The organism is Deinococcus apachensis DSM 19763, assembly GCF_000381345.1.
Taxonomy (GTDB): domain Bacteria; phylum Deinococcota; class Deinococci; order Deinococcales; family Deinococcaceae; genus Deinococcus; species Deinococcus apachensis.
Window position 1 is genome coordinate 826,084 of the sequence record NZ_KB906398.1, and the last position, 23,025, is coordinate 849,108.

Sequence of the window (23,025 nt, forward strand, 5' to 3'; positions counted from 1 at the left end):
GTCCTGGGTGAGGCCCTTCGCGCTGCCCAGGGCGACAGACATCAGTTCACCCACTCACCACCGAAGCCCGGATGGCAAAAACCCCCGCCACAGGGACGGGGGCCGGAAGTTCTCCACACTCAATCCAGGAAGTCGCGCAGCTTGCGGGTGCGGCTCTCGTGGTACTTGAGCTTGCGCAGCGCCTTGTTCTCGATCTGGCGAATACGCTCGCGGGTCACGTTGAAGCGTTGGCCGACCTCTTCGAGCGTGTGTTCGCGGCCGTCGACCAGGCCCTTGCGGAACTTAAGGACCATCGCCTCGCGCTCGGTGAGCTTGGAGAGGGCCTTTTCGAGTTCCTCGGAGAGCAGCGTCTTGGCGGCGTTGTCCACCGGGGAGTCGAGGTTCTCGTCGGGGATGAAGTCGCCGTAGAAGGAGTCCTTCTCGTCACCGATGGGGGTTTCCAGCGAGACGGGCTCCTGGGAGACCTTCTGGACCTCTTCCACCTTGTTGGCGTCCCAGCCGGGACCCATCGCCTCGGCGATCTCCTCGTAGGTCGCCTCGCGCGAGAGTTCCTGCTGAAGCTGGCGGGCGGTGCGCGTCAGCTTGTTGATCGTCTCGACCATGTGGACCGGGATGCGGATGGTGCGGGCCTGGTCGGCGATGGCGCGGTTGATCGCCTGGCGAATCCACCACGTCGCGTAGGTCGAGAACTTGTAGCGGCGGCGGTACTCGAACTTCTCGACCGCGCGGATCAGGCCCTGGTTGCCCTCCTGAATCAGGTCGAGAAAGCCCAGCCCGCGCCCGGTGTACTTCTTGGCGATGGAGACGACCAGGCGGAGGTTCGCCTCGATCAGGCCCTGGCGGGCGGCGGCCCCGTCCTCCATCTGGCGCATCAGGCGGCGGCGGGCCCGGTCTTCGAGGTCGGGTTCCTCCTCCAGCGTTTTGCGCGCCTCCTCGCCCTCCTCGATGCGGCGGGCGAGGGCGATCTCCTCCTCCAGGGTGAGCAGCGGCACCCGGCCGATCTCGTGGAGGTACTGCCGCACCGGGTCGTTGGACACCGCGCGCGGCATGTCGTCGAAGTACTTCTCCTCCTCGTCGCCCTCGGCAGCCGCGCCGGGGGCCGCGCCCTCCTCGACGTCGTCGAGGTCGGTGTCCTCGTCCTCGTCGTCGAGGTCCTGCACCTCAATGTTCTGGGCAGCGAGGTAGAGCTGCATGTCCTCGAAGGCCTCGGCGCTCTCGGGGTCCAACCCGTTCGCCTCCAGCGCGACCGAGAGGGCGGCGGCGATCTCCTCGCTGGAGAGCACGCCCGCCGCGCGGCCCGCCTTCAGGAGTTCCTGAATGCTGGGGTGCGCGTAGTAGGGCTTGTCGGCGGGACCGGCCTTGGCCGCCGGTTTGCCCGCAGGCGCCGCCTTGGCGGAGGCCTTGCGGGACGGGGTGGGCGCGCCCTCGGCTCCCGCGTCGGTGTCGGGGGCCGGGTCGGTCGATGCAGCCGCCTTCTTGGCCGAGGCCGACTTCGCCGTGGCCTTGCGGGGCGCCGCCTCCCGGGGAGTGACTTCTTCGGCGGGCAGGGCGGGGGCGCGGGAGGTCGGCGTCTTGACGAGGCTCTCGGCGGGGCCGTCGGCCGTCACACCCGCGCTGGAGGCCGGGACTTTGCTGCGGGTCCGTGCTTTGGTGGGTTCTGCCATGCGTGCTCCTGTGGCGTGCGGGGAAGGCGGCGAAGGGGGCCGGGGCGCGTCAGTCTAGCAAACCCCCCCACGGCATTCAGATGCCGGTCACCATCGGGAAGCCTGGGGGAAAGAGAGATACGCGGCGAGGGGCCGCCAGGTTCCCGGGAGGCGCCTGCCCCCACTCGGCCGCTCATCCAGTTTTCGTCCGATCCTTTCCCGGCAACCTTTTGTTCCTTCTCCCTTCAATCCGGTGGAACAGGTTAGATCATGGTTCCACCGGACTTCCTCAGTCCTCCGCCGTCTCCGCCAGCACCAGCGGCTCCCGCTGCCGGTTCAGCCAGCGCGGCGAGTTGCCGTAGGGGTTCAGGACCGGGTCGATGGTCATCTCGCGGGCGGTGCGGTTGCCCTGGGTGCTCTTGGCGAGCTTGAGCATGTCCGCCTTGGGGCGGCGATCCTCGTACAGCAGGCCGTTCTTCTCCTGGAAGGTGTCGGTGAGCTGGGTGTAGCAAAAACCCGAGAGGCCGTGGCAGTCGTGGATGGCCGCGAGCAGCGCCGCGTAGTCCTGAAGGAAGTCCACCTCGCTCTGCGACTCGCTGTAGCCCCAGCCGCTCTCGTGGTTGGGGATGTAGGCGATGCCGCCGAACTCGGAGAGCACCACCGGCTGCCCCATCACCTCGAAGCCGCCCAGCGTGATCGCCCGGTCGGCGGGCTGCTGCTGCTCCAGCGAGAGCCGGGTCGACTCGATGGTGCCGTAGCGCCGCCGCAGCGCCTCGGTGTCGTCGGCGTAGTCGTGGATGGTGAGGATGTCGGTGGCAACATGCTCCCAGCCGTCGTTGCCGATCACCGGGCGCGAGGAGTCGAAGGTCTTCGTGAGGTGGTACAGCGCCCGCACGTAGTCGCGGTGGGCGGGGTTGGTGGGCAGGTCCGGCACGCCCCACGACTCGTTGAAGGGCACCCACGCCACAATGCAGGGGTGCGAGATGTCGCGCTCCAGCACCTCCTCCCACTCGCGGGTGAGGCGCTTGACGGCCTGCGGGGTGAAGCGGTAGGGGCTGGGCATCTCCTCCCAGACGAGCACGCCCATCACGTCGCACCAGTACAGCCAGCGGGGGTTCTCGATCTTCTGGTGTTTGCGCGCCCCGTTGAAGCCCAGCCGCCGGATGAGTTCAACGTCCTGGCGCAGCTCGTCGTCGGTGGCCGTCATCAGGCTGTCGGGCCAGTAGCCCTGGTCGAGCACCATGCGCAGGTAGTACGGGCGCCCGTTGAGCAGGAAGCGGTTGCCGTGAACCGCCACGTAGCGCATGGCAGTGTAGGAGCGCACCCGGTCGATCACCCGGTCGCCCACCAGCAGGTCGACCTGGGCGTCGAGCAGTTGGGGATGGGCCGGGCTCCAGAGCAGCTCATTGCGGAAGTCGTCGATGCCCGGGTCGGCCAGGGAGATCTGGCGGGAGACCTCGGTGTGGCGCACCGCGTAGCGGTCATCGGCCAGCAGTTCCCCGTCGCGGTAGAGCCGCACGCGCACGCTCATGTGGGGGGGCAGCGGCCCGGCGACCTCGACGTTCAACCCGATCTCCCAGCTCTGCATGTTGCTCGACCAGCGCACCCGGCGCAGGTACGTCTCGGGCACGCGCTCCAGCCAGACAGTCTGCCAGATGCCGGTGGTGCGGGGATACCAGATCGAGTGCGGCTCGCGCTGCCAGTCCTGCTTGCCGCGCGGCTTGGCGAGGTCCTGGGGGTCGTCCTCGGCGCGGACCACGATCTCGACGGTCTCGCCCGCCTGGGCCTGCTTGGTGATGTCGGCGGTGAAGGGGGTGTGCCCGCCCTCGTGCTGCGCGACCACGCTGCCGTTCGCCCAGACGGTCGCCCGGTAATCCACCGCGCCGAAGTGCAGCAGCAGCCGGCCCGAGCGTTCCTCGGGCGTGAGCGTCACGGTCAGGCTGTACCACACGACCGGGTGAAAGCCCTCGTCCCCGATGCCGCTCTTCCGGCTCTCGGGGGCGTAGGGCACCAGAATCTGGCGGTCGAAGATCACCTCGCCGGGGTGGCGCCAGCGCGCCTCGTCGTCGTAACAGAACTGCCACAGGCCGCCCAGGTCGCGCCAGTGTTCGCGCTCCAGCAGCGGGGTGGGGTGGGTGGAGTAACGCAAATCCTCTCCTTGTGCCGGGCTGGTCCGCGGTGGCACTCTGCCACCCGGCCACAACTCGCGGTCCCGCAAATGGGCCATGACAGTATGGAGCCTGACCGGGCAGAGAGGTCAACCTTTTTTCCCCCTTTTGCGTGGAGGTGGGAATGTTTCTCAAGGGACGGGAAACCCGGGCCTCTCCCCGACGAGCACAAGCCCAAAAACAGCGCCCCGGGGTAGTTCCCCGGAACGCTCGTCCTGCGCCAGCTTTGGAGGCCCGCCGCTCAGTCGCTGCCCCCCGCCGGGAAGGTTCCGGCCCGCGCCACGCTGCGGGGGGCGCCCGGTCCCGCCTCCGCCCGGAGCAGCAGAGCCTCCATCTCCTCCCAGGTGCGGTCCCACGACATACCCGCCAGCAGCGCGTCCGCCCGGTCCCGCCTCCCGGTCTGGTCCTGGCCGAGTGCCGCCAGCACCGACGCCTCGAACTCGTCCGTGCCCTGCGCGATGCTCACCACCCCGCGCTCCCCGTAGGGCCGCACCACATCCCGAATGGGAGTCGAGACGACCGGGAGGCCCGCCGCGAGGTATTCAGGCGTCTTGGTCGGGCTGATGAACTCGGTCGCCTCGTTCAAGGCAAAGGGCAGCAGCGCCACGTCCCAGTGCGCCAGGTACGACGGCAACTCCGTGTAGCTCTTCATCCCCAGGTAGTGCAGGTTCTCGCCGCGCGGCAACTCCGCCGGGTCAATCTTCACCACCGGCCCCAGCAAAACGAACTGCCACTCTGGGCGACGCCGGGCCAGTTCGCCCACCAGCTCGATATCGAAACGCTCGTCGATGACGCCGTAGAAGCCCAGGCGGGGCCGGGGCAGGTCGCGCTGGTCGGCGGGGTCCTCCAGACCGGCCCTCGCCTGGGCGAAGTGGCTGACGTCGACGCTGGAGGGGAAGGGGTGGACGTTCGGGTGCTGGCGCCGTTTGGCCTCGTACAGCCGGTGCCCGCCTGTGAACACCACGTCCGCCTGCCGGAACAACTCCTGCTCGCGCTCGCGCAGTTTGGGAGGGGCGCTGCGGAAGTTGGCGAGTTCGTCCATGCAGTCGTACACCACGCTCCCGGGCTGCACCACGTCGAGGAGCGGCAGCCGCATGGGCGTGTACACCCAGGCCAGGGGCCGCCTCACCCCCTCCCGCGCCAGAAAGGGACGCAGCAGCCGGGCGGTGACCTCCTCGGCGGCGTCACCGTACAGCCCCGGCTGAATGTGGGGCGTCAGCACAGTCACGCCCCCGTCGGTGCTCGCCTCCAGATAGGGCTGGGCGCCGTCGTCCACCGGTTCCTCCAGGTAGTACACGCGCCGGGTACGGGCCGCCCGGGTCATCAGGTGCTGGGGGCGCTGATACACGAACTTCCAGCGCAGATGCGAGAGGCAGACGATGTCGGGCTGGGACTTCAGCATGGGGGCTCCTCCTGAAATGGAATTGAGAATCAGCCGCACCGGGACGGCTGTATGAGGCTGAATGTGCTGAGCGCATCTGTGATTGATCGGGGTCGCCGGAACCCGGCCTCTGTGGCAACAGGTTCCGTTTCAGAGTCGGGCACACCCCGGCTCGCGTTCACGCCGGGCCACTTCCGTGACGCTACGGAAATCCCAGAGAGGCTTTCAGAAGCAGGAGATCCCTCTGGGAGCCGTTGAAACGCATGAGAACCAGTATAGGCACGCCCCTGTACATGAGCTTCCCAGCCCCATGAACCCGCAGCCTCCTTCCCCTGACGTTACCCAGAGAAAGCGCTGAAGCCGCCTAAAGAAAACTCTCATTTCTTGTGAGGAGATTTAGGTGGTAGGGCTTTGCAGACTCCCCAACGAACTGAGTCCGGAAGACATGGAAAAATTCCCTGTTCCCACCAGTTGGTGAGCGGAACAGGGATTGACGCTGCCTCGGTGGAGGGGGCGCTAGATGGACTCCTGGGGGCGGGGAACGACCTGCCGCCCCTCCCCGCCGTACTCGGCGAGGACATCACGGGCCACAGCCCCAGCGTAGCCGACCTCCACGAGCGCCACCACGGCCCCGCCGAACCCCGCCCCCGTCATCCGGGCGCCGTAGGTCGCGGGGTGAGCCTGGAGGAGCGCCACCAGCCGGTCGACCTCGGGCACCGTCACCTCGTAGTCGCCCCGCAGGCTGGCGTGTGAGGCGTTCATCAGCTCGCCGAACCTGGGGGCGGGGGCGTCCAGGGCCTCCAGGACGCGGGCATTTTCCGAGACGACGTGGCGGGCGCGGCGCAGGAGCAGGTCGGGCAGGTCCGCGAGGGCGGCCACGTCCGTCACGTCCCGCAGCTCGCGCACGCCGAGCAGGCGGGAGGCTTCCTCCACCTGGGCACGGCGCTCGTTGTACCCGCTCTCAGCCAGGCGCCGGGGCACGCCACTGTCCAGGACGAGGACTTCGCCGCCCGCGGGGAGGGGCAGCCTGCGCCGCTCCAGGGTGCGGGTGTCCAGGAACAGCATGTGCTCCGCGTCGGCGAGGCTGCTCGCCATCTGGTCCATGATGCCGCTCATCACGCCCACGAACTCATGTTCGACCCGCTGCCCCAGCAGGGCGAGGTCCACGTCGCTGAGGTCCAGACTATACCTTTCCCGCAGGGCTCGCAGGGTAGCGATCTCCAGCGCGGCGCTGCTGCTCAAACCCCCGGAGGGCACGTCGGAGGTGATCCACACATCGAGCGCGCCTTGCACCCCCGCCACGGAGATGCAGCCCGTCACGTACGGCGCGAACTCGGTTCCCTTCTCGCCCAGCGGAACCTCCATCGTCTGGCCGAAATTGTCGGAGTACAGGCGGTGCACTCCCCCCTCGCGACGGGCCAGGGCCACCGTCGTCTGCTGCGGAATCGCACTCGGCAGCACGAAGCCGCCCTGGTAGTCGGTGTGCTCGCCGAGCAGGTTGACCCGACCCGGCGCCCGGGCCGTGACCTCCGGCGGGCGGCCGAACACTTCCTCAAAGGATGGCAAGGGACACCTCCCGCAGCTCGGCGGCCTTCTGCTCGGGCAGCGCGTCGTTGGCGAACTCGCCCGCGCCCTGCTCGGTTCCGGCGAGGTACTTCATTCGGCCCGGGGCGCGCAGGTACGGCGAAATCTCGATTCGCAGCGGCCACTCGGGATAGCTTCCCCCGTCCACGGGCGCCTGCTGCACCGTCAGCAGATAGGGCATCCGCACCCCGAACAGCGCGTCCAGCCGCATCAGGGCGTCCTTGAGCACGGCGGCGAAGGCGTCCCGCTCCGTGTCCTCCAGGTCCGACAGGAAGGCGGCGGGGCGGCCGGGCAGCACCCAGGTCTCGTAGGTGAAGCGGGCGAAGGGCGGCACCACGCTGAGCGCCGCGCCCTCGTCCCGGATGAGCCGCAGCCCGGCCTCGCGCTCGGTTTGGATGAAGTCCGTAAGCCAGGGGCGGCCATGCTCCTCGCGCCAGGCCCGCATCTGCCCCAGGGCGCGGGTCTGCACTGGGGGCAGGTGGTTGTAAGCGTAGATCTGGCCGTGCGGGTGGTGCAGCGTGACGCCGACCTCCACCCCGCGGTTCTCGAAGGGCATCACGTACTGGAGCCGGGGATCACGGCCGAGTTCGGTCGTCCGGTCGGCCCACACGTCGAGGAGCAGGCGCACCTCCTCGACCGGCAGGCCGCCCAGGGTTCCGTTCGGGTCCTGGCTGAACACCACGACCTCGCACTTGCCCACGCCGGGCCGCACGGGCACGCCGGGCACCGGGTCGGGCTGGGGCGCGTCGAGGATCAGGCTGGGAAAGCGGTTGTCGAAGACCGCCATGTCGTAGCGGCCCCGGGGCAGCTCGGTGGGGTGCGCCTCGTCGTGGGTGGGTGCGAGCGGGTTGTACTCGGGCGGGGGCAGGAAGGTGCGGTTCTGGCGGTGCGCCGCGTACATCACCCACTCGCCGCGCACCGGATGCCAGCGCATCTGGGGCCGCGCGACCACAGGCTGCGGGTCGGGGCTGGGAATCTCACTCTCGACCTCGACCGGGGCCCGCCCGTAGAGCGTCAGGGCCCGGCCGTCCGGTTTCACAAACTCCGATTTATGCATGGTCACCCGTCTCTGTCCTCCCGCTAGGCACGTTCGGGGGGCAGCATAGCCTGTTTCGCCGGGAAGGGGCAGCGCCGGGCGGCGGCATGAGAGCGGGGCCGGGGCTTTTCTGAAGAGGAGTGATGTTCCCCCGGGGCCCTGCCCGGAGCAGACTGGGGCCGGGAGGAAAGCATGAGGTCAAGCCTGTGGACCAAGCGCGCCCTCGAAGTCCTGGCCGTCATCCTGATCGGTGACGGGCTGATCTCGGTGCTGCGACCAGTGGGGCACAGCCTGCTGTGGTGGATGCCCCTGCCGGGCGTGCGTCCACTGATGGAGTGGTGCGCCGAGCGACCAAACGTGACGCGCACGCTGGGGCTGTCGCAGGTCGCGGTCGGCCTATGGCTGGACGCGCGCCTGTATGCCTCGCCGCCCACCGTGGATGAGCGGGTCCCTGCCCACTTCCGGTAGCCGGGCTCAAGGGAGCTGCGCGTACAGGTCCACCCGGCCGCCGGGGCGCACATCGTCGCGGGCGGCGATGGCGACGGTGGCGCTGGGCCCCGTGCGGCTGCTGAGCTGGGTGATCAGGTCCACGAACTCGTTCACGTCGAGCCCCTGGTTGGTGATGTACTCCCCGGGCACCCCCCGGGTGGTGAGATCCACGACCGCGTCCTGCACCAGGTCCTGAATCTGGCCCTGGAGGGCGCGGGTGTCGCCGCCCAATGTGACGGTGGCACGGCGGATGGGCTGGCCGCCCCGGTACAGCACAGTGTTGGGCCGGGCGTCGCAGGTCAGGTCGACCGGAAAGCCCACAGCCGTGTTGTTCGCCGCCCGGCATTGGACGAAGGTGCTCGCGTTCAGGCCGCGCAGCTTGGTTTCCAGGGCCGAGCGGGCAGAGGGGCTGAGCCGGGCGGCGGGACTCCCCTTCGCGCCCCGATTGCTCGCGGCGGCAGCGGCGTTTTGCAGGAAGCCGTCAAGATTCCGCACGCTGGGCACGACCCCGGCGTACACCAGGTCGTTCTTCGGAAAGGCGAGGTCCGCGCTGCGGCTGGCGCTGAGTTCGTTGCGGGTGCTGGAATACTCGTCCTGGAGCTTGCCCAGACTGGCACGGGTGGAGGCGAGGTCGCGGGCCAGCGCCTCGTTCGCGGCGCGCAGGTCGGCCTGCTGGGACCGCAGGGTCGCCAGGTCGGCCCTGATCCGGTCGCGCTCGGCGGCAATGGCGGCGCGCTCCCGGGCGGCGGCGTCGCGGGCTTGGAAGGCCGCGTCGCGGGCGCGAGTGGCGGCGTCCCGCTGCTGGGCCACGGCGTCCCGCTCCTGCGTTGCCGCGTCACGCGCCTGCGCGGCGGTGTCTCGTTGCCGGATGGCGGCGTCGCGGGCCTGGTTGGCCGCGTCCCGTTCCCCAGCAGCGGCGTCGCGCTCGGCGATCAGGCTGGCGCGCTCGGCGGTTAGCCGGTCCCGCTCCTTCTGGGCGGCGAGACGCTGGGCCTCGGCGTGGGTGGCGGCGGCCACGGCGGCGTCGCGGGCCTTGCGGGCGACGTCGCGTTCCCCCGCCAACTGATTGCGCTCGGCCTCGATCCCCTGGCGGGATGCCTCTAAGGCGCGCACCTGGGTGTCAAGCTTGGCCGCGCGGGCCTGGGCCTGCTCGGCGCGCGTCTGGGCCACCTGGGCCCGGGTCTGGGCCTGGGTGACCTGGGCCTCCGCCTGGGCGGCGCGGGCGTCCAGCGTCTCCACCTGCTTCCCGAGCGTCTGCACCCGGGCGTCCAGTTCCCGGGCGCGGTCCCGGCTGGCGGCCAGGCGGGCGCGGCTCTGTTCAGCGCGGGCCTCCAGCGTCTCGCGCAGCCGGGTCAGTTCGGTCACGCGGGTCTGGAGGGCCTGTGCCTGCGCCTGGGCGGCCTCACGCTGGGCCTGGGCCGCGGCTCGCCCCTCCCGCGCGGCCTGCAACTGAGCGTTCGCCTGCGTGAGGCTCGCCTGCGCCGCCTCGCGCTCCCGGCGCAGCGCTTGGGCCTCCTGGCGGGCGGTGTCACGCTCACGCTGCGCGGCCCGGAGGTCACCCTGCACTCCCCGGACCTCCTCGCGCAGCGCGTTGATCTGCGGCCGGAGCTGGTCCGCCTGCGCAATGGTGTTCACCGCCGAGCGGTTCAGCAGCAGGAAGGCCGCCAGGCTCGCCGCGCTGATGCCCATTCCGGCGAGCACGGCGACGATGAGCGCCGTCGTCTTGGGCCGCAGCCCGAACCAGCGCAGGTGTTTGCGGCCCACCTTCTTGGCGATGGTGTCGGCGGCGTAGGCGACCACCCCGGAGAGGAGGATCACGAAGGGCAGAAAAAGCCACAGCACGAGCCTTCTCCCCTTACAGCTCGAAGTCGTCGCCCAGGTAGTGGCGACGGGCGTCCTCGTCGGCCGCGAACTCGTCCGGCGTGCCCTGGAACTTCAGCTCGCCGTCGAACATCAGGTACACCCGGTCGGTCAGGGCGATGGTCTCGCGCACGTTGTGGTCGGTGATGAAGACCCCGATTCCCCGGCGGTCACGCAGGTCGCGGATCAGGCGCTGAATCTCGCGGATGCTCTTGGGGTCCACGCCTGTAAACGGCTCGTCGAGCAGCAGGTAGTCGGGATCGGTGGTAAGCGCGCGGGCGAGTTCCAGCCGCCGCCGCTCCCCGCCCGAGAGCTGGTAGGCATAGGAGTTCGCCAGATGCGTCAGCCCGAACTCGGCGAGCAGCGAATCGGCCCGGGCCTCCTGCTCGGCGCGGGGCAGATGCTGGTATTCGAGAATGGCGAGCAGGTTGTCGCGGGCGCTCAGCTTGCGAAAGGCGCTGGGCTCCTGCGGCAGGTAGCCCAGGCCCAGCCGCGCCCGCTCGTGCATGGGGAGCCGGGTCACGTCGCGCTCCCCGATGCAGATGCTGCCCCCGCCGGGGCGGATGAAGCCCACCAGCATGTAGAAGGTGGTCGTCTTCCCCGCCCCGTTCGGCCCGAAGAGCGCCACGATCTCGCCCGGCCGCACCCTGAAGTCCACCCCGCGCACGACCTGCCGCCGACCGTACGTCTTGCGAAGGCCCTGTGCCGTGAGTTCGGGACGCGCGGTGACGACTGGGACGGTGGGGAAGGCGGCGGGGGCGGTCACGTCAGCGAGCGTAGCACGGGGGTGCCAGCCCCAGCCGTGAGGGTGGGAACGAAGGGTCGGCGGGCCGGAGGGCGCAGTCCGGGTCAGGCTCCGGCCCTGATCCAGCCATGGGTCTGCCCCTCCCCGCCTTACACTGACCCCATGCTGCTGACCATCATCGTGCTCGATTCTGTGGGGGTGGGGGCGCTCCCCGACGCGGCCAGTTTCGGCGACGCGGGGGCGCACACCCTCAACCACACACTGGAGGCGGCCCCGGTGCCCCTTCCCAATCTGACCCGCCTGGGGCTGAGCCGGGTGCCAACCGTACGGACCTCACCCGACATCTTCCCGGGGGGCGAGGTGGAGGGGGCCTTTGGCCGTCTGCGTGAGGTCAGCCCCGGCAAGGACACCAGCACCGGCCACTGGGAGTTCATGGGCGTGCAACTGGAACACGCCTTCCAAGTCTTCCCCGACGGCTTTCCCCCCGCCGTGATGGACCGCTTCGACGCGGTGACCGGGCGCGGGCACCTGTGCAATAAGCCCTACAGCGGCACGGACGTGATCCGCGACTACGGCGAGGAGCACCTTCGCACCGGCTTTCCCATCGTGTACACGAGTGCCGACAGCGTGTTCCAGATCGCGGCGCACGAGGACGTGGTGCCACTGGAGACGCTGTACGCCTGGTGCCAGGCGGCGCGCGAAATCCTCCAAGGTGAGTACGCCGTTGCCCGGGTGATCGCCCGGCCCTTCCGGGGCGAATACCCCTTCGAGCGGGCGAACGAGCACCGCAGGGATTTCTCGCTCGTGCCGCCGCCCACCGTGCTCGACGCGTTGAAGGCGGCGGGGCAGAGCGTGGTCGGCATCGGCAAGATCCCCGACATTTACGCGCACCGGGGCTTCACCGAGGAGATTCACACCGACAACAACGCGGACGGGATCGCCAAGACGCTCGCGCGGATGCGGCAGGGGGGGAACGGCCTGATCTTCACCAATCTGGTGGACTTCGACGCGAAGTTCGGGCACCGCCGCGACCCGCAGGGCTACAGCGCGGCGCTTAAGCAGTTTGATGCGGCGCTGCCGGAGTTGCTGGCGGCGGTGCCTGGCAACGGGGCGCTCCTCGTCATCAGCGACCACGGGAACGACCCCACCTGGCACGGCACCGACCACACCCGCGAGTACGGGCTGCTGCTGGCCTGGCGCCCCGGGTTGACGGGAGCGGTGGACCTGGGGGAGCGCGCGACCTTTGCCGATGTGGGCGCGACCGCCGCCGAGGCGCTGGGGGCAAGCTGGGCCGGGCCGGGTGAGAGCTTCTGGACCGCCCTGAAGTGAACGGCGAACCCCGGGCGCCGGACGTGCCCGACTTCCGCACCCAGCCGGAGGCCTTTACGCTCACTCTCTCGCTGGGCGGGCGGTACGCGGGCAACCAGGAGTGGACGATCCACCCGGAACGGGGCGCAGTCGTGGCGCGGGTGCAGACCGACTTTGGCGGCGTGCTGCCGGAGGTGCGGCGGGTGCAGACCAGCCGCCTTCACCCCCGCTCCCTCACCAGCCTGCACTACGCCGAGGGCGACGGGCGGGGTCGGGCGAATTTCGAGACGATCTTCGACCGCCGCTCGGGCCTGACCACCCTGCGCCAGGGCAAGGAGGAGGCGACCGCCCCGCTCACCACCGACCATCACGACCCGGTGTCGCTGCTGCTGTGGCTGCGGACCCTGGAGAACGTGGACCGGGCCGACGCGCGGCTGACGGGCGGTCGCGTCCTCGTGCAGCGCCTGCCGGATACGGAGGTCGGCGGCCTGACCGCCCACGCCTATTTCCTGCGGCCCGGCGGCGCCTACGTCTATATCGAGCAGGAGCCCCCCCACCGCCTGCTGCGCCTGATCCAGCCCACCGACTTCGGCCCGGTCGAGGCCACCCTCCAGCCGCCCCGCAAGCCGCAGCCCGAGCGGCGGCGGCGGCGGGCGTCGTGAGCGTTCAGCCATCAGCGTTCAGCAGGCTGCCTTGCACTTCCGCCCTCTTCCCAAGCTGACCGCTTCCCGGAGACCCCCATGCAAGTCCTGCAAGGTGACGCCGCCCGCGCGGCCCTGACCCGAACCTTTTCCGAAATTCCCGTTCCCGACAGCGTCCTGGCCCGCATCGAGGCCACCTTCGGCGAGCCCCTCACGCCCGAGGAAGTGGTCACGCGCATCCTCGCCGATGTGAGGGCACGGGGCGACGACGCACTGCTGGGGTGGACCGAAACGCTGGATGGCGCCCGTATCCACGCGCTGGAAGTCCCCCGCGAGGAAATCGAGGCCGCGCGGGTCGAACCTGAACTGCACGACGCCATCCGCCTCGCGGTGAGCCGCGTTGGGGCCTTTTACGAGCAACAACCGGCCCACGGCTTTCTGGAACACGGGCCAGACGGGGCGTTGGGCCAGCTTGTCCGCCCGCTGGGCCGGGTCGGGGTGTATGTGCCCGGTGGCCTCGCCCCTCTGATCAGCACGCTCATCCACACGGCGGTTCCGGCGCGGGTGGCGGGCGTGCCGGAAATTATTGTCACCACGCCGCCCGCGCGGGACGGGGCGGTGAACCCGGCGATCCTGGTCGCGGCCCGGGAGGTCGGGATTGACCGGGTGTTCCGGGTGGGGGGCGCGCAGGCCATCGGAGCGCTCGCCTATGGCACGGCCAGTGTGCCCGCCGTGGACAAGATCGCCGGGCCGGGCAACCTCTTCGTGGTGATCGCCAAGCGGATGGTGTACGGACAGACGGGCATCGAGAGCCTGCCGGGACCCACCGAAACACTCGTGGTGGCCGACGACAGCGCCGACCCGCGCTTCGTGGCCGCCGACCTGCTCGCCCAGGCGGAACACCTGGGAGCCGAACCCGTCCTGGTCGGCACCAGCCGCGACCTGCTCGTCGAGGTGCAGAACCAGATTGACGGCCAGCTCGAGGCCCTGCCCGAGCCCAACCGGAGCTGGGCGCGCGACAGCGTGCTCGCCCGGATGAAGATCGTCCTCGCGGCCACGCTGGACGAAGCCCTCGACCTCGCCAACCTGTACGCCCCCGAGCACCTGTGCCTGCTTACCCGCGACCCCTGGAGCCTGCTGGGGCGGGTGCGCCGGGCGGGCGGCGTCTTCGTGGGCGAGGCGAGTATGGAGGCGCTGGGCGACTACGTGGCGGGTCCCAGCCACGTGATGCCGACGGGCGGCACCGCCCGCTTCATGAGCCCGGTCAACGTCCGCGACTTCCAGAACATCATCTCTGTGGTGGGCGTGAACGGGGCCGCCCTGCGCCGCATCGGTCCCCCCGCTGCCGTCCTCGCCCGCGCCGAGGGGCTGGAAGCCCACGCCCGCGCCATCGAGGCCCGCCTAACATCCGCAGTGCCCGACGCCCACCCGGAGGCGACGCTGGAGGCGGTGAAAGGAACGGAGGAGCGCGAGCTGTAGGGGAACTGAGCTTCTCTGGCCCGATGGTCGAAACAGGTAAGGGGGAAAGGCCCGTTAGCCTTCCCCCTGTCCTGCCCTCCGTTTACCCTCCGGCGACAGCTTGCAGATCGTAGTTGTTCAGAATCTCGGTCTGGATGTCGGAGGTACCGTTGTAGATGTTCCAGCCGTACTTGGTGCCCTGGAAGAACTGGTTGTCGCGGCTGGCGTACACCAGCAGCTTGCCGTTGTCGCGGCTGAGAACCACGTCGCCCGTGTCGAAGCGGCCGTTGTTGTTCGCGTCGCGGAACACGACCACCCGGTAGGTGCCGTAGGGCACGTTACGGGGCAGGGCCAGGGTGTACCCACCCGTCAGGAACTTGTCGATCACCTGGGGCTCGGACCCGTTCGCGGTGTACTGCCCGTTGTTGTACCCGACCACCGCCAGGCCGAGGTTCTGGTTGGGGCTGAACCCCTTGAGCTGTCCGGAGACGGCGGCGCTGCGGGTGCCGAAGATGCTGCACGAGCTGAGGGCGAGGGTACCGAGCGTGGCGACAGCAAGAATCTTCTTCATGGCGAAACCTCCTCGGGAATGTGCCCCACGCTACCGAGTGTGGCGGGCGGGGGCAACCCGGCAACCCTTCCCGCTGGGCTCACGGGAAGCTCATGCGGGGGACCAGGGACTGCGGACACCTGACGCGGCCTTTATTTCCTGGGGGCGGCTATAGTGGCGGCGATGCAAAAACCTCCCTTCACCGCCCTTGCCGCTGTCTACGACGCGATCATGGCGGACGTGGAGTACGACCACTGGGCGGACTTCGTGCTGACGTACGCCCGCGACGGGGGGCTGGAGGCGGAGACGGCGCTCGACCTCGCCTGTGGCACCGGCGCGTTTACCCGCGAACTGCACGGGTCGGGCCTGCGCGTCCACGGGCTGGACGGCAGCGCCGAGATGCTGGAGGTGGCGCGCGAACGCCTGCCTGCCGACGTGGCCCTGAGCGTGGGTGACCTGCGGACCTTCGACCTGAATGAAGTCTTCGACCTCGTGACCTGCGTATTCGACAGCCTGAACAACCTGCTGACGCCGGGCGAGCTGGGGGCGGCTTTGGAACGGGCGCACGCGCACCTGCGGCCTGGCGGCCTGCTCGCCTGCGACCTCAACACCCGGCTGGGCGTGCGGGAACTGTGGGAGGGGAGCAGCATCGAGGGACTGGCTCATCTGCCGGATGGCCGCGAGGTGCATTACCACTGGTCGCACCACTACGACCCTGGCGAAGAGGTCGGCGTGGTGCAGGCCTTCTGCCGGGTGGAGGACGGCGAGGGCGGGCTGGACGAATTTGTGGAGGAACACCGCGAGCGCGGCTACGACCCGGCGGACCTCGAACCGCTGCTTGCGGGGGCCGGGTTCTCGCGCTGGGAGATCGTGGAGTACCCGGATTACGCGCCTCCTTCGGAGGACACGGCGCGGGTGTGGGTGTTCGCGTGGGCCTGAAGGTTCCGGTGCTGGGCGCGGGGGGCTGGGGCACGGCGCTGGCGGTCGCGGCGACGCGGGCGGGTCACCCGGCGACGCTTTGGGCACGGCGCCCCGACTTCGCGGCCCGGTTGAGCGAGGAGCGCGAGAACCGCGAATACCTGCCGGGCGTCGTGCTGCCGGATGGGGTGGAGGTGACCCCGGACCTGGGGCGGGCGGTGGATGGCTCGGACTTCGCGCTCGTCGTTGTGCCCAGCGTCGGTGTGCCGGACCTGCTGGCCGAGCTGCCGCGCGACCTCGGCGTGGTGCTGTGCGCCAAGGGCCTCGCGCCCGACGGGGGACGGCTGACTGACCTGGCGCGGGCGCTGGGCTTCACCCGGGTTGCAGTTCTAAGTGGCCCCAACCACGCCGAGGAGGTCGGCCGGGGCCTGCCCGCCGCGACGGTGGTGGCGAGTGCCGACCCGGCGCTGGCCGAGACGGTCCAGACTGCCCTCGTCTCCCCTGCCCTGCGCGTCTACACCAGCCGCGATGAGGTCGGCGTGGAACTCGGCGGCGTGCTCAAAAACGTCATGGCCCTCGCGGCGGGGCTGGGCGACGGCCTGCGCCTGGGCGACAACGCCAAGGCGGCCCTGATCACCCGGGGCCTGCGCGAGATGAGCCGTTATCTGGTTTCGCAGGGCGCCCACGAGGACACCGTGTATGGCCTGAGTGGGCTGGGCGACCTCGTGGCGACCGCGACCAGCCGCCACAGCCGCAACCGCGCGGCGGGCGAGGCCATCGCCCGGGGCGAGAACCCAGCACAGGGCGGGAAAGTGGTGGAAGGGCTGCGGACCGCTGGCCTCCTTGAAGTCTGGGCCACCGCCCATGGGCACGACCTTCCCATCGTGCGGGCGGTGGCGCGGGTGGCAAATGGCGAGTGGACCCCGGACGTGGGCATCGCCAGCCTGATGGGCCGGAACGCCAAGCCGGAGCTGGAGGGCTAAGGAGTCTAGGTTGATCGGGCCAGAGGGCTGGGCAACCCTGACGCTCACCTGAGGGTCGGCTGCTATACGAAGGGTGAATATGGACACTTTCGAGACTCGAGCCCTGCAACTCGCCATCGACCTGACCCAGAACAACACCTACGAGGGCAAGATGGGCCAGGGCTACGTCGAGGCCCGCGCCGCCGATATCCGCCGCACCTACAACATCCTGTGCGGCCTTGACCCCGACCATCGACCTGCCGCGCCTGCTCCCCGGGCGTCCGGCAGGCGCAAGGCGGCGGTCCCCAGCGCTTCGGCGGAACTGTAATTTCCCCTTCTGGCGCCGGGATGAAGCAGGGCGAAGAACTGCTGGCCCCTGCCGAGGCGTTCGCCCTCCCCTTCTACGCCCAGCCCCACCGCGCCTATCACAATGCCGACCACGTGCGGGCCGTCCTCCACGCCCTCGACGCGCGCGGCCTGCTCACCCCGGCGCTTGCCCTCGCCGCCTGGGGCCACGACCTCGTGTACGACCCGCGAGCGTCCGACAACGAGGAGCGGAGCGCGAAGGTATTCGGGGAGTGGCTGCGGGAACAGGACCTTTCTCCAGAACTGGGGGAGGAGGTGCGCCGCCTCATCCTCGCCACCCGTCACGATGCCCCTCCGACGACACGGGACGAGGCCCTGCTGGTGGACGCCGATCTGAGCATTCTGGGTGCTGATTCCCGGATGTTCGCTGCTTACGACTCCGCTATCCGCCAGGAATACGCGTTCGTGCCCGAGGAGGCGTACCGGGCTGGACGGGCACGCGTCCTCCAGAGTTTCCTCGACCGCGAGCGCATCTTCACTACTCCCGAGTTCGCGGGGCTGGAGGCCCAAGCCCGGGTCAACCTCGCCTCTGCCCTCGAACGGCTGCAATAAGAAAACCGCCCCACAAGGAGGCGGTCTTGGGGCTTTCGGCGTTCAGTCGGCGGCGGTGCCGTGCTGCCCGGCCTGGGCGTTCTGCTCTTCCTTGTCGCGCTCCAGCTTCGCCTTGATCTTCTTCAGGCGGAAGCTCTCCTCGCGCTCGCGCTGGTCGAGCACGCCGCGGATGAAGCGGATGTCGTCCTGGATGCCGGGGATCACGACCTGCTCCAGCGCGTTCACGCGACGGGAGGTCTTCTTGATCTCCTCGCCGATGCGCCGCAGCTTCGTCTCGGTGGCGGCGACCTTGACGATGGCCTCCATCACGCCGCCGAAGTCGGTCGCGGCCTGGATGGTCCGGGCACCCACGGTGATCGGGCTGAAGTTGATCTGCTGCCCGCGCTCGGGGATGTTGATGCGGGGCACTTTCACGCCGTAGATGCTCTCGATCTGCATGTCGACGGCGTAGTCCCCGCTCGCCGCGAGGCTGAGGCTCTCGACGGCCTCCGGGCTGTCCCACGCCTTCGCGCCGAACAGGCTGGTGTAGGCGCCGCGGCTCACGCCGCCGAGCTGCTCGCGGGCGGCCAGCGCGTCCTTGACCAGGGCAAAGAACTCCCCGATCAGGGCGTCACGCTTGCGCTTGAGGAGGTCGGCGCCGCCCGTCGCGGTCTTGAGGCTGGCCTTGCTCGCCAGGAGAGCCGAGCGGGTGGGGCTGATCTGTCCTGCCATGGGTCCACCTCCTTCGTCGGTGGGGTGAGTGGGAAGTGGCTTGGTGCCAGGGGTCTTCCCCCCGACACCTTACCACTCCCCACCGACCGTTAGATTCGGTTCCCCCGCCACATCTCGTCGAGCTTCGTTCCGTAGAACTTGTCGATGGAGTCGCGGCTCAAACGGGTGAGCTGGCTCTGGGGCAGCTTGGAGAGGATGCCCCAGGCCACCGTGAGGCTGTCCTCGATGGAGCGGTCCTGGCCGCCCTGGCCGATGAAGTACGTCTCGAAATCGTCGGCGAAGCGCAGGTACAGCTTGTCGGTCTCGGTCAGCGCGTCCTCACCCGTGATGGCGACGAGCTTGCGGAGGTCCAGGCCGTTCGCGTACGCCGCGAAGAGCTGGTCGGACACGTTCTTGTGGTCGGCCCGCGTCTTGCCCTTGCCGATGCCGTTGCCCTGAAGGCGGCTGAGGCTGGGCAGGGGGTTGATCGGCGGGAACACGCCCTTGGCGTTCAGGCCACGGTCCACCACGATCTGGCCCTCGGTGATGTAGCCGGTCAGGTCGGGGATGGGGTGGGTGATGTCGTCGTCGGGCATGGAGAGGATCGGCACCTGGGTGACCGAGCCGGGCTTGCCCTGGACCACGCCCGCGCGCTCGTACAGCGACGCCAGGTCGGTGTACATGTACCCGGGGAAGCCGCGGCGGCCGGGAATCTCCTCTCGTGCACCGCCGATCTCGCGCAGCGCCTCGCAGTAGTTCGTGAGGTCGGTCAGGATCACGAGGACGTGATAGCCGTGCTCGAACGCCAGGTACTCGGCGGTCGTCAGCGCCATGCGGGGCGTCAGCAGACGCTCGACGGCGGGGTCATCCGCGCGGTTCAGGAACAGCACCGAGCGGGCCAGCGCGCCCGTGCGCTCGAACTCCTGGGTGAAGAAGCTGACCTCGCGCTGGGTCAGGCCCATCGCGGCGAACACCACCGCGAAGTCGCCCTCGTGGCCGGGCACCTTCGCCTGGCGGGCGATCTGCGCGGCGAGTTCGTTGTGCGGCAGACCCGAGCCCGAGAAGATCGGGAGCTTCTGGCCGCGGATCAGTGACGTCTGCACGTCGATGGTCGAGATGCCCGTCTGGATGAACTCCTCGGGCTTGGCGCGAGCGGCCGGGTTCATGGGCTGCCCGTTGATGCTCAGGCGCTGCTCGGCGACGACCTGCGGCAGCCCGTCGATGGGGCGGCCCAGACCGTCGAAGCGGCGGCCAATCATCTCCTTGGACACGCCCAGGCGGGCGACGTCCTCGACCAGGCTCACCGAGGCGGTGGCGAGGTCCAGGCCGCGGGTCTCCTCGAACACCTGGATGACGGCGTTCTGGTCGGACACCGAGATGACCTGCCCGCCGCGCGTGCGGCCGGAGCCGTCGCGGATGTTCACGATGGCGCCGTAGGCCAGGTCGCTGGCCGCGTTCACGAACAGCAGCGGCCCGGAGATGTACGCGACGTCGTTGTATTCCTTCTTCAGGAGGGTGGTCACGCTCTCACTCCTTGGGCGGTGCGCTTGAAGGTGGTGTCGAGTTCGTCCATCACGCTCTCCCCGTAGGCCATGAACTCGCCCTCGGCCACGTAGCGGGCGCGGGAGAGCTTCTCGATCACGGGGTTCTGGATGATCTCGTCGATGGTGGCGCCGTTCCGCAGGGCGGCCTCCGCCTCGTCGTAGAACTTCAGCATCATCTTCATCAGGCCGTAGTTCTTGGGCATGGAGGCGCTGGCGTCCACCGGGTCGAAGCCGTTCTGCTGGAGGAAATCCTGGCGCAGCATGCGGCCCGCCTCGATCACCAGCCGCTCCTGGTCCTGAAGCGCGTCGGGGCCGACGAGCTGCACGACTTCCTGGAGGCTGGCCTCCTGCTGGAGGATGTTGCCAATGCGCTGGCGCAGCTCCGGGAAGTCGGGGCCGACGTTCTCACGGTACCAGCGGTCGAGGATGGGCGTGAAGAGGCTGTAGCTGCCGTTCCAGTTAATCGCCGGGAAGTGACGGCGGCGGGCCAGACCCGCGTCCAGACGCCAGAAGGCGCCCGTGATACGCAGGGTCGCCTGGGTGACGGGCTCGGACATGTCGCCGCCCGCCGGGCTCACGGCGCCGATTACGGAGACCGCACCGTCCTCACCCGCAAGGGTCTTCACCGCGCCCGCGCGCTCGTAGAACGCGGCGAGCTTGGCGCCCAGGTAGGGCGGGTAGCCTTCTTCCGCGGGCATCTCCTCCAGACGAGAGGAAATCTCGCGCAGCGCCTCGGCCCAGCGGCTGGTGGAGTCGGCCATCAGCGAGACCGAGTAGCCCTGGTCGCGGAAGTACTCGGCGAGCGTGACTCCGGTGTACACCGACGCTTCACGCGCCGCCACCGGCATGTTCGAGGTGTTGGCAATCAGGATGGTGCGGTGCATCAGCGGGCCGCCGGTCTTGGGGTCTTCCAGTTCCGGGAACTCCACGAGCACGTCCGTCATCTCGTTGCCGCGCTCGCCGCAACCCACGTACACCACGATGTCGGCGTTGCCGTACTTGGCGACCGACTGCTGAGTCACGGTCTTGCCCGAGCCGAACGGCCCCGGGATCGCCGCCGCGCCGCCCATCACCAGGGGGAACAGCACGTCGAGAATCCGCATCCCCGTGAGGAACGGGAGGCTGGGGTCGAGCTTGCGGGCCACCGGGCGCGGCGCGCGGACGGGCCAGTAGTGCGCGAGGCGCAGCGGGGTGCCGTCCTCCAGCTCCGCGATGGTGTCGTCAATGGTGTACTCACCCGCGGGCACGACCATCCGCAGACGGCCCTGCACCTCGGGGGGCGTCAGGATCTTGTGGGTGAAGGAGAACTCTGGCACGGTGCCCAGGATCGAGGAGCCCGTGACGGTGTCGCCCACCTGCACAGTCGGCGTGAAGCTCCAGCGCTTGGTTCGGTCGAGGCTGGACACCTCGATGCCGCGCGCAATGAAGTCGCCCGACGCTTCACGAATCTTGTCGAGGGGGCGCTGAATGCCGTCGTAGATGCCGTTGAGCATTCCCGGCCCGAGTTCCACGGACAGCGGCAGGCCGGTGGTCTCCACGGGCTCGCCGACGGTCAGGCCGCTGGTGTCCTCGTACACCTGCACGAAGGCGGTGTCGCCGTCGAGGCGGATGATCTCGCCCACGAGGCGTTCCTTGCCCACGCGCACGATGTCGTACATCTTTGCGCCGTACATGCCGCCCGCAATGACGGCCGGTCCGGCGATGTTCTGCACGACGCCCTGCTTGTTCTGCGTCTGCGTCATCTGGTCTCCTTGAGAGGGGGAAGGGGTGCGAATGGAGGCGTCAGGACAATCCCAACCCCAACGCCTCCGCTTCTGGACTCCTCACATTAAAGCTTGATGTCGAATCCGATGGTGTCCCGCACCAGCTTGCCCATGTAGGCCTTCGCGTCCACCGTGTCGGAGGCGAAGGCGTCCCGCAGGCTGGGGATGGGCAGCAGGATGGGGAGGTCCCGGCCCCGCATGATGCGGGCGGTGGCCGTCGCCGGGTCGGGGATCAGGCCGGTGTCCACCGCGACCAGGCCGTAGTTCCCCTCGGTGATGAGGCGTTCCAGGTCCCGCTCAGCGGCGGCAGGGGTGGTTTCCACGACCTCGCTGCCCGCCAGGCGGTAGCCGGTCGCGGTCTCGTGGTCGGTCAGCACGACGACCCTATGCATCGGCGAGTTCCCTCCTGAGTTCCTCGGCGGGGAGGTTGTAGAACTTTCCGCGCCCGATCAGGCGCAGCTTGGCGATCTCCTGCTCCTTGCGGCGCAGGTAGTCCAACACGATGCCCGCACCCAGCGCGTCACTCATAGCGACGTTGCGCGAGGCCTCGTCGAGTTGACGCCGGGCGACGAGTTCGGCGCTGGCGAGGTCCGGCGCCTCCAGGATGGCCTGAAGGTAGGGGTCGCCGAGGGTGTTGTCGCCCCCCGCGACGCGCAGGAAGTCGGCCTCAGTCACGTCCCGCCCGCCGGGGATGAAGTAGCGGGAGGAAGGCGTTCCGCCGCGCAGTTGCAGCGCGATCAGGACGTTCCGCACGTCGATCTCCCGGGTGAAGTAACGGCGCACGTTCACGCCGCGCACGCCCGCGAGGACCGTGCGGTAGTACCCCTGGTCGAGGGCGACTTCGAGGTCGAGCAGGCTGCTCGCCCCCGCGCTGACCGCCGACCGCAGCACGCCGCCGATCTTGCCGCCCGCCACCGCGAGGGTCTGGGCGAGCGAGGCCACATCCGTCGCGGTTGCCGCCGCCTGGAGCACGGGCCAGGGGATCGTCCCAGCGGGCACCAGGGCCGTGAGGATATCCTCGCTGTTCCGGCCCGCCTGAACCCCGCGCACCAGCGTCTTGGCGTTGAGCACGTCGTAGCGCAGCAGCAGGGCTTCCACCTCGCGGGCGGGCTGCCCCACCGCGATGGAGCGCAGGTGCTGGATGCTCCGCAGGTAGTTGCGGCTCAGGGCGGAGTCGAGTTCCGCTAGGCCCGCGTCCTGCGCGGTCGCGTCGCCCATATCCTCGCGCAGCGGCGTCTCCGACACCACGCGCAGGTACTCGGCGTAGTTCCCGGCCCCCGCCGCGTCGTCGATGACGCGACCGGGCAGCAGGTCGGCGCGCAGCATCCGCACGCGGCCGTTGATGTAACCGTAAGGGTTGGTCAAAG

21 protein-coding genes are annotated in these 23,025 nt (G+C 69.4%); 8 read left to right on the forward strand and 13 right to left on the reverse strand.

Annotation, left to right across the window (positions count from 1 at the left end; translation table 11 throughout):
* Positions 1-119: 119 nt before the first annotated feature.
* The 5 genes from rpoD to galT form a co-directional block, all read right to left on the reverse strand.
* Complete coding sequence (gene rpoD / locus F784_RS0104200) at positions 120-1,664, reverse strand: RNA polymerase sigma factor RpoD (protein ID WP_019585453.1); 1,545 nt, start codon at positions 1,662-1,664, stop codon at positions 120-122.
* A gap of 268 nt (positions 1,665-1,932) precedes the next feature.
* Complete coding sequence (locus F784_RS0104205) at positions 1,933-3,792, reverse strand: glycoside hydrolase family 2 protein (RefSeq protein ID WP_019585454.1); 1,860 nt, start codon at positions 3,790-3,792, stop codon at positions 1,933-1,935.
* 260 nt (positions 3,793-4,052) lie between these two features.
* Positions 4,053-5,213: a glycosyltransferase family 1 protein gene (locus F784_RS0104210; RefSeq protein ID WP_019585455.1), complete on the reverse strand. Its 1,161-nt coding sequence runs from the start codon at positions 5,211-5,213 to the stop codon at positions 4,053-4,055.
* Between the two features lie 495 nt (positions 5,214-5,708).
* Positions 5,709-6,758, reverse strand: coding sequence for a galactokinase (gene galK, locus F784_RS0104215; protein WP_026332262.1), 1,050 nt, complete (start codon positions 6,756-6,758; stop codon positions 5,709-5,711).
* On the reverse strand, positions 6,745-7,833 hold the full coding sequence (gene galT, locus F784_RS0104220; protein WP_019585457.1) for a galactose-1-phosphate uridylyltransferase: 1,089 nt from the start codon (positions 7,831-7,833) through the stop codon (positions 6,745-6,747). The genes galK and galT overlap by 14 nt, the downstream gene beginning before the upstream one ends.
* Positions 7,834-8,004: 171 nt before the next feature.
* Here galT and F784_RS0104225 point away from each other — a divergent pair, with 171 nt between their 5' ends.
* Positions 8,005-8,280 (forward strand): hypothetical protein, encoded by a 276-nt coding sequence (locus F784_RS0104225; RefSeq protein ID WP_019585458.1) that lies wholly within the window; start codon positions 8,005-8,007, stop codon positions 8,278-8,280.
* 6 nt (positions 8,281-8,286) lie between these two features.
* On the opposite strand, the gene F784_RS0104230 is transcribed toward F784_RS0104225, so the two are convergent.
* Complete coding sequence (locus tag F784_RS0104230) at positions 8,287-10,143, reverse strand: DUF3084 domain-containing protein (protein WP_019585459.1); 1,857 nt, start codon at positions 10,141-10,143, stop codon at positions 8,287-8,289.
* Between the two features lie 13 nt (positions 10,144-10,156).
* A complete protein-coding gene (lptB, locus tag F784_RS0104235) occupies positions 10,157-10,927 on the reverse strand; it encodes an LPS export ABC transporter ATP-binding protein (RefSeq protein ID WP_019585460.1) in 771 nt (256 codons plus the stop codon).
* A gap of 141 nt (positions 10,928-11,068) precedes the next feature.
* Between lptB and F784_RS0104240 the strand changes: the two genes are divergently transcribed.
* The 3 genes from F784_RS0104240 (at position 11,069) to hisD (ending at position 14,334) form a co-directional block, all read left to right on the forward strand.
* Entirely contained in the window at positions 11,069-12,235 is a 1,167-nt protein-coding gene (locus tag F784_RS0104240) for a phosphopentomutase (protein WP_019585461.1), read from the forward strand.
* Positions 12,232-12,876: a hypothetical protein gene (locus tag F784_RS0104245; protein ID WP_019585462.1), complete on the forward strand. Its 645-nt coding sequence runs from the start codon at positions 12,232-12,234 to the stop codon at positions 12,874-12,876. Before F784_RS0104240 ends, F784_RS0104245 begins: the two co-directional genes overlap by 4 nt.
* A 78-nt stretch (positions 12,877-12,954) precedes the next feature.
* Positions 12,955-14,334 (forward strand): histidinol dehydrogenase, encoded by a 1,380-nt coding sequence (gene hisD, locus F784_RS0104250; RefSeq protein ID WP_019585463.1) that lies wholly within the window; start codon positions 12,955-12,957, stop codon positions 14,332-14,334.
* An 82-nt stretch (positions 14,335-14,416) separates the two neighbouring features.
* Here the strand turns inward: hisD and F784_RS0104255 are convergent, their stop codons facing one another.
* Positions 14,417-14,884, reverse strand: coding sequence for a hypothetical protein (locus F784_RS0104255; RefSeq protein ID WP_019585464.1), 468 nt, complete (start codon positions 14,882-14,884; stop codon positions 14,417-14,419).
* A 162-nt stretch (positions 14,885-15,046) separates the two neighbouring features.
* On the opposite strand from F784_RS0104255, the gene F784_RS0104260 reads away from it, so the two are divergent.
* The 4 genes from F784_RS0104260 to F784_RS0104275 all read left to right on the forward strand — a co-directional run bounded on the left by F784_RS0104260 (position 15,047) and on the right by F784_RS0104275 (position 17,661).
* A complete protein-coding gene (locus F784_RS0104260; protein ID WP_019585465.1) occupies positions 15,047-15,802 on the forward strand; it encodes a class I SAM-dependent DNA methyltransferase in 756 nt (251 codons plus the stop codon).
* Positions 15,781-16,764, forward strand: coding sequence for an NAD(P)H-dependent glycerol-3-phosphate dehydrogenase (locus F784_RS0104265; RefSeq protein WP_245557753.1), 984 nt, complete (start codon positions 15,781-15,783; stop codon positions 16,762-16,764). The genes F784_RS0104260 and F784_RS0104265 overlap by 22 nt, the downstream gene beginning before the upstream one ends.
* Before the next feature lie 79 nt (positions 16,765-16,843).
* Positions 16,844-17,071, forward strand: coding sequence for a hypothetical protein (locus F784_RS22280; protein ID WP_019585467.1), 228 nt, complete (start codon positions 16,844-16,846; stop codon positions 17,069-17,071).
* 20 nt (positions 17,072-17,091) lie between these two features.
* Positions 17,092-17,661, forward strand: coding sequence for an HD domain-containing protein (locus F784_RS0104275; RefSeq protein WP_019585468.1), 570 nt, complete (start codon positions 17,092-17,094; stop codon positions 17,659-17,661).
* A gap of 42 nt (positions 17,662-17,703) precedes the next feature.
* On the opposite strand, the gene F784_RS0104280 is transcribed toward F784_RS0104275, so the two are convergent.
* From F784_RS0104280 to F784_RS0104300, 5 genes are all read right to left on the reverse strand, one after another.
* Positions 17,704-18,372 carry a V-type ATP synthase subunit D gene (locus F784_RS0104280; protein WP_019585469.1) on the reverse strand — a complete coding sequence of 223 codons (669 nt, stop codon included), beginning with the start codon at positions 18,370-18,372 and terminating at the stop codon, positions 17,704-17,706.
* A gap of 89 nt (positions 18,373-18,461) precedes the next feature.
* On the reverse strand, positions 18,462-19,874 hold the full coding sequence (locus tag F784_RS0104285; RefSeq protein ID WP_019585470.1) for a V-type ATP synthase subunit B: 1,413 nt from the start codon (positions 19,872-19,874) through the stop codon (positions 18,462-18,464).
* Complete coding sequence (locus F784_RS0104290; RefSeq protein ID WP_019585471.1) at positions 19,871-21,637, reverse strand: V-type ATP synthase subunit A; 1,767 nt, start codon at positions 21,635-21,637, stop codon at positions 19,871-19,873. The genes F784_RS0104285 and F784_RS0104290 overlap by 4 nt, the downstream gene beginning before the upstream one ends.
* 86 nt (positions 21,638-21,723) lie before the next feature.
* Positions 21,724-22,050, reverse strand: coding sequence for a V-type ATP synthase subunit F (locus F784_RS0104295; protein ID WP_019585472.1), 327 nt, complete (start codon positions 22,048-22,050; stop codon positions 21,724-21,726).
* The gene (locus tag F784_RS0104300) at positions 22,043-23,023 is read right to left on the reverse strand and encodes a V-type ATPase subunit (protein ID WP_019585473.1); all 981 of its coding nucleotides are present in this window, start codon (positions 23,021-23,023) and stop codon (positions 22,043-22,045) included. Before F784_RS0104300 ends, F784_RS0104295 begins: the two co-directional genes overlap by 8 nt.
* Positions 23,024-23,025 lie beyond the last annotated feature (2 nt).

Coding starts and splice junctions, on each gene's coding strand:
- rpoD (WP_019585453.1), bottom strand. CDS start 1,664: ATGGCAGAACCCACCAAAGCACGGACCCGCAGCAAAGTCCCGGCCTCC.
- F784_RS0104210 (WP_019585455.1), bottom strand. CDS start 5,213: ATGCTGAAGTCCCAGCCCGACATCGTCTGCCTCTCGCATCTGCGCTGG.
- galT (WP_019585457.1), bottom strand. CDS start 7,833: ATGCATAAATCGGAGTTTGTGAAACCGGACGGCCGGGCCCTGACGCTC.
- F784_RS0104225 (WP_019585458.1), top strand. CDS start 8,005: ATGAGGTCAAGCCTGTGGACCAAGCGCGCCCTCGAAGTCCTGGCCGTC.
- F784_RS0104240 (WP_019585461.1), top strand. CDS start 11,069: ATGCTGCTGACCATCATCGTGCTCGATTCTGTGGGGGTGGGGGCGCTC.
- hisD (WP_019585463.1), top strand. CDS start 12,955: ATGCAAGTCCTGCAAGGTGACGCCGCCCGCGCGGCCCTGACCCGAACC.
- F784_RS0104255 (WP_019585464.1), bottom strand. CDS start 14,884: ATGAAGAAGATTCTTGCTGTCGCCACGCTCGGTACCCTCGCCCTCAGC.
- F784_RS0104260 (WP_019585465.1), top strand. CDS start 15,047: ATGCAAAAACCTCCCTTCACCGCCCTTGCCGCTGTCTACGACGCGATC.
- F784_RS22280 (WP_019585467.1), top strand. CDS start 16,844: ATGGACACTTTCGAGACTCGAGCCCTGCAACTCGCCATCGACCTGACC.
- F784_RS0104275 (WP_019585468.1), top strand. CDS start 17,092: ATGAAGCAGGGCGAAGAACTGCTGGCCCCTGCCGAGGCGTTCGCCCTC.
- F784_RS0104280 (WP_019585469.1), bottom strand. CDS start 18,372: ATGGCAGGACAGATCAGCCCCACCCGCTCGGCTCTCCTGGCGAGCAAG.
- F784_RS0104290 (WP_019585471.1), bottom strand. CDS start 21,637: ATGACGCAGACGCAGAACAAGCAGGGCGTCGTGCAGAACATCGCCGGA.
- F784_RS0104295 (WP_019585472.1), bottom strand. CDS start 22,050: ATGCATAGGGTCGTCGTGCTGACCGACCACGAGACCGCGACCGGCTAC.